Annotated in this window: 4 protein-coding genes, 4 tRNA genes and 1 rRNA gene; 8 read left to right on the top strand and 1 reads right to left on the bottom strand. The window is 37.8% G+C overall.

From position 1 onward, the window contains the following. Positions 1–180 precede the first annotated feature (180 nt). The 3 genes from rrf (at position 181) to birA (ending at position 2,431) form a co-directional block, all read left to right on the top strand. Positions 181–296: ribosomal RNA gene (gene rrf, locus G468_RS0116160) — 5S ribosomal RNA — on the top strand. 135 nt (positions 297–431) lie between these two features. Beyond that, positions 432–1,472 (top strand): UDP-N-acetylmuramate dehydrogenase, encoded by a 1,041-nt coding sequence (gene murB, locus G468_RS0116155; RefSeq protein WP_026823930.1) that lies wholly within the window; start codon positions 432–434, stop codon positions 1,470–1,472. Beyond that, positions 1,469–2,431: a bifunctional biotin--[acetyl-CoA-carboxylase] ligase/biotin operon repressor BirA gene (gene birA / locus G468_RS0116150; RefSeq protein WP_026823929.1), complete on the top strand. Its 963-nt coding sequence runs from the start codon at positions 1,469–1,471 to the stop codon at positions 2,429–2,431. Before murB ends, birA begins: the two co-directional genes overlap by 4 nt. 41 nt (positions 2,432–2,472) lie before the next feature. Here birA and coaA read toward each other — a convergent pair whose 3' ends face one another. Next, positions 2,473–3,426 (bottom strand): type I pantothenate kinase, encoded by a 954-nt coding sequence (gene coaA / locus G468_RS0116145; RefSeq protein WP_026823928.1) that lies wholly within the window; start codon positions 3,424–3,426, stop codon positions 2,473–2,475. 394 nt (positions 3,427–3,820) lie between these two features. Here coaA and G468_RS0116140 point away from each other — a divergent pair. The 5 genes from G468_RS0116140 to G468_RS0116120 all read left to right on the top strand — a co-directional run. Continuing rightward, positions 3,821–3,896: transfer RNA gene (locus tag G468_RS0116140), tRNA-Thr, on the top strand. A gap of 24 nt (positions 3,897–3,920) precedes the next feature. Further along, positions 3,921–4,005: transfer RNA gene (locus G468_RS0116135), tRNA-Tyr, on the top strand. Between the two features lie 98 nt (positions 4,006–4,103). Further along, positions 4,104–4,178 (top strand) — tRNA-Gly (locus G468_RS0116130). A gap of 6 nt (positions 4,179–4,184) precedes the next feature. Beyond that, positions 4,185–4,260, top strand: a tRNA-Thr gene (locus G468_RS0116125). A 128-nt stretch (positions 4,261–4,388) separates the two neighbouring features. Next, on the top strand, positions 4,389–5,032 hold a 644-nt coding region (locus tag G468_RS0116120), incomplete at its 3' end, for a GTP-binding protein (RefSeq protein ID WP_026823927.1).

Below are 5,032 nucleotides of genomic sequence, written 5' to 3'. Positions count from 1 at the left end.
AAGGTGTTTTGAGAAGAGAGAAGAATTTTAGCTTGTTCAAGAGTCTATCCTGACGAGATATTACGCGAAGGAGCGTGAACTGGCGCTGTTGATGGTGAGCACCTACTGAGGTAGGCGAGTGAGCCGAAAGGCTAGCCGAGATGGCAGCGTACTGAAACGGGATAGGTAAAAAAGAATTTGTCTGGCGGCAATAGCGCGGTGGTCCCACCTGACCCCATGCCGAACTCAGAAGTGAAATGCCGTAGCGCCGATGGTAGTGTGGGGTCTCCCCATGTGAGAGTAGGGAGCTGCCAGACTTTAATTATGTTAAGAAAGCCACCTAAGGGTGGCTTTTTGACGTTTTATTGTTTGATTTTATAACGCTTATCTATTCCCTGTATATCTACACTAATAGACTATATAATTAATATATATGAATTGAGTTTTGATATATGTATTCTGATAATCATATTGAATTAAAAAATTATAATACTTTTAGTCTTGATGCCAAGGCGCAAGCAATATACTCAGCTACTTCAGTAGAAGAATTGCTTATGCTATGGAAAAATGCACTATTGAAAGGGTTGCCTGTTTTATTATTGGGCGGCGGGAGTAATGTTCTCTTCATTAGTGATTTTGATGGCCTAGTCATTTTAAATCGGATTACGTCACTGGTGATAACTGAATCATCTCAGGAATGGTTTATTCATGTCGGCGCAGGAAATAATTGGCATCAATTGGTTAAAGAGCTTATAAAAAGTGGCATTTATGGATTGGAAAATATGGCTTTAATACCAGGATCTGTAGGGGCTGCGCCTATACAAAATATCGGTGCTTATGGCATGGAATTTAAAGATGTATGTCACTATGTCGATATTGTTGATATAAATAATGGTAAACAATATCGTTTAGATGCCACTGAATGTCAATTCGGTTACCGAGATAGTATTTTTAAACATAAATATCGTGAAAACTTTGCTATCGTTTCAGTTGGTTTAAAACTTAATAAACTATGGAAACCAATATTAACATATGCTGGTTTGACTTCTTTAACCGCACAAACAGTAACAGCGCAAACTATCTTTGATGCGGTGTGTAAAATGCGGCAAAGTAAGTTACCTGATCCCTGTTTAGTAGGAAATGCGGGTAGTTTTTTTAAAAACCCCGTTATTTCTCGTATGGCAGCAAATCAAATAAAGGCGCGTTATCCTCGATGTCCAGAATATCCACAAACTAATGGTACAGTAAAACTTGCTGCCGGATGGCTAATTGATCAATGTGATCTGAAAGGTTTTCAGTGTGGTGGTGCAGCGGTACATAGCGATCAGGCATTGGTTTTAATTAATAAAAATAACGCCACTGGAAAAGATATTGTAGATTTAGCGCGTTATATTCAAAAAAAAGTTATAGAAAAATTTGCTATTACGCTAGAACCAGAAGTGCGTTTTATTGGTAAATATGGAGAAGTAAATGCTATGGATGCTATTTCATGAAAGATGTAAAGACACCTTTAAAACTTATCACAATACTTTCTGATGGTAGTATACATTCAGGTGAGCAGTTAGGTGAATTACTTGGCATGACTCGAGCGGGTATTAATAAGCATATTTATACGCTTCGTGAATGGGGTATTGAGGTTAATACTATAACTGGTAAGGGTTATCAGCTTACTAGAAAAATGGATTTATTAGACTACGAGCGCATCTATGGTTTAGTGAGACGCGGAAATATAATTGTTAAACCGGTTATTAATTCTACCAATCAATATCTACTTGAACGTATTGAACAATTAAGTTCTGGTGATGCTTGTGTTGCAGAATATCAAACAGCTGGTAGAGGGCGGCGTGGTCGCTATTGGGCTTCTCCTTTCGGCTGTAATCTTTATTTATCACTATACTGGCATTTAGATCAAGGGCCGGCAGCTGCCATGGGACTAAGTTTGGTTGCTGGAATTGTAATAGCTGAGACCCTTAATAAATTGAGCGGTAGTAATATAAAAGTTAAATGGCCTAATGATCTTTATCTTAATGAAAAAAAGCTTGCTGGTATCTTAATTGAAATGATAGGTAAAACTGGCGATGCGGCGCATATTGTGATTGGTATTGGTCTTAATATTGCAATGAGTTGCAATTATGAAACAAATATTAATCAAGGATGGATTAATCTTGAGCAGGCTGGTATTCAAATAGAAAGAAATGTGATCGCTGGTCAGATTATTTTGGCATTACGCCATGAATTAGTGGAATTTGAGAAATATGGTCTTGTTCCTTTTATTAAACGTTGGCTGGCGTTGGATAATTTTTTACATAAAAAAGTAAAGTTGCATATAGGTGATCATCTTGAGGTCGGTATCGTGAAAGGAATTAATGAACACGGCGCAATTTTGTTAGAACAAAATGGTGAAATTGTTTCCTATATAGGTGGTGAAATTTCATTACGGCCAGATAATTAGCACAATTGAGTCGAAGTTGATCATCGACCCAATATTTGAAATTATTTTCTTAATCTAACATTTGTAATTGAATGATTAGAGCCTTTAGTCATGATCAAACTGGCTCTTTCTTTGGTTGGTATTATATTCTCTTCCAAATTTATTTTATTAATTTCTTCCCATATTGTTTTAGCCGTTTTGATCGCCTCTTCTTGCTCTAATGTAGAATAATGGTAAAAATAGGCGTGAGGATCGGAGAAGGCGCCTTGGCAGAATTTTAAAAATCGACTGATATACCATTTTTTTAATAAATTTTCTGGAGCGTCAACATAAATGGAAAAATCGACAAAGTCAGATACGAAAACATGATGCGGATCATGCGGATAATCCATACCGCTTTGCAAAACATTCAAACCTTCTAAAATAAGAATGTCAGGCTGTTCAATTAGTTGTTTTTTTCCGGGAACAATATCGTAAGTAAAATGGGAATATACCGGGGCAGTGACTTGCTTAACGCCAGATTTGATGTCAGAAACAAATTTTACCAAACGATGCATATCATAGGATTGCGGAAACCCCTTTTTTTTCATTATTCCACGTTCGTTTAAAATCCGATTAGGGTATAAAAAACCATCTGTTGTTATAAGATCAACTTTACGATGTTCAGGCCAACGACTTAATAAAGTTTGTAATAGGCGGGCTGTGGTACTTTTACCAACCGCAACACTGCCTGCAATACCGATGACATAAGGTACTTTAGTACCATTAGTACCTAAAAACTGTTCTAAAACGGTTTGCCTACCTAAATTTGAACTGATATAGAAATTAAGCAGTCTTGAAATAGGAAGATAAATTTTATTTACTTCATCCATTGAAATTTCATCATTAATACCCTTCAGTTCCAGTAGTTCTTTATCCGTTAGTAGCTCTAGTGGAACAGAATCACGTAAAGTCGCCCAATGTTCACGGTCAAATTCTAAATAAGGTGTTATTGAAAAGTTTTGTTGTTGTTTCATAAGTCAACATTTACCTGTGTACAGGTTGTCATAATCATTCATAACCAATAAAAAATAGATTGCATAATAACGATTGAATATCTTTAGGCGTAGCGTTTTTTCTATTTTTTTGTATCAAATAAATAATTGATCACAATTTATCCATTTTTATTTTTAGTAATAAAATAATATTGTATGATTTACGATATGTTTTATTAGTGAGAAAAATTTGATGTTGTTTTTCACTAGAGTAAATAGTAAATAAAAAATTTAGCACTGTTGAGTATTTAAACATTTACTATAGAAAAAAACAGCAAAAATGGCTAAAGTGGATACTTTATAAGCAAAAAAACAATTTTTTTAATTTTTTTGTTGCAACATGCGCGTTCTCTACCTAGAATGCGCAGCACCTGATGCCGGCATAGCTCAGTTGGTAGAGCAACTGACTTGTAATCAGTAGGTTCCGAGTTCGACTCTTGGTGCCGGCACCATTAAAAATTTGGATATAAGTAAAAGGTGGGATTCCCGAGCGGCCAAAGGGAGCAGACTGTAAATCTGCCGTCACAGACTTCGAAGGTTCGAATCCTTCTCCCACCACCATAAAGTTTCATCTTAAGTGTTCAGCTTAAAATGCTACCTCATGCAAAATACTTAAGATAAAATTTGCAGCTGATTAAAGTCAGGTAGCCGAGTTCATCGCGGGCATCGTATAATGGCTATTACCTCAGCCTTCCAAGCTGATGATGCGGGTTCGATTCCCGCTGCCCGCTCCAAGATGTGCTGATATAGCTCAGTTGGTAGAGCACACCCTTGGTAAGGGTGAGGTCGGCAGTTCGAATCTGCCTATCAGCACCACTCCTAGAAAGTGTTCTTAATTGTTCCCTGATTTTTTTCCTGCGATAAAACAAGCAACGAATATATGATTTTCACTGCTTGGTTAATGTGGTGTAACCACCGATTCCGTGTCTTAGAGGGACAATCTAATGTCTAAAGAAAAATTTGAACGTAAAAAACCGCACGTTAACGTTGGTACAATCGGCCACGTTGACCATGGTAAAACAACTTTAACCGCTGCAATCACCACCGTATTAGCGAAAACTTATGGCGGTAATGCGCGTGCATTTGATCAAATTGATAATGCACCAGAAGAAAAAGCGCGCGGGATCACTATTTCTACTTCTCACGTAGAATATGATACACCTACCCGCCATTATGCTCATGTAGATTGCCCAGGCCACGCGGATTATGTGAAAAACATGATCACCGGTGCGGCACAAATGGACGGCGCAATTTTAGTGGTAGCGGCAACCGATGGTCCAATGCCACAAACGCGTGAGCATATTTTATTAGGTCGCCAAGTAGGTGTTCCTTATATCATCGTTTTCCTGAATAAATGTGATATGGTTGATGATGAAGAGTTGCTAGAACTGGTTGAAATGGAAGTGCGTGAGCTGCTTTCTCAGTATGATTTCCCAGGCGACGACACGCCAGTAATCAGAGGTTCAGCGTTGAAAGCGCTGGAAGGTGTTGCTGAGTGGGAAGCGAAAATTATTGAGTTAGCGGAAGCGTTAGATAGCTATATCCCAGAGCCAGAGCGTGCAATAGATAAACCTTTCTTGTTGCCAAT

The organism is Arsenophonus nasoniae DSM 15247 (assembly GCF_000429565.1).
GTDB classification, from domain to species: Bacteria; Pseudomonadota; Gammaproteobacteria; order Enterobacterales; family Enterobacteriaceae; genus Arsenophonus; species Arsenophonus nasoniae.
The sequence above is the reverse complement of the archived record's forward strand: the minus strand, read 5'-3'. Positions and strand labels throughout refer to the sequence as shown.

Coding starts and splice junctions, on each gene's coding strand:
- murB (WP_026823930.1), top strand. CDS start 432: ATGTATTCTGATAATCATATTGAATTAAAAAATTATAATACTTTTAGT.
- birA (WP_026823929.1), top strand. CDS start 1,469: ATGAAAGATGTAAAGACACCTTTAAAACTTATCACAATACTTTCTGAT.
- coaA (WP_026823928.1), bottom strand. CDS start 3,426: ATGAAACAACAACAAAACTTTTCAATAACACCTTATTTAGAATTTGAC.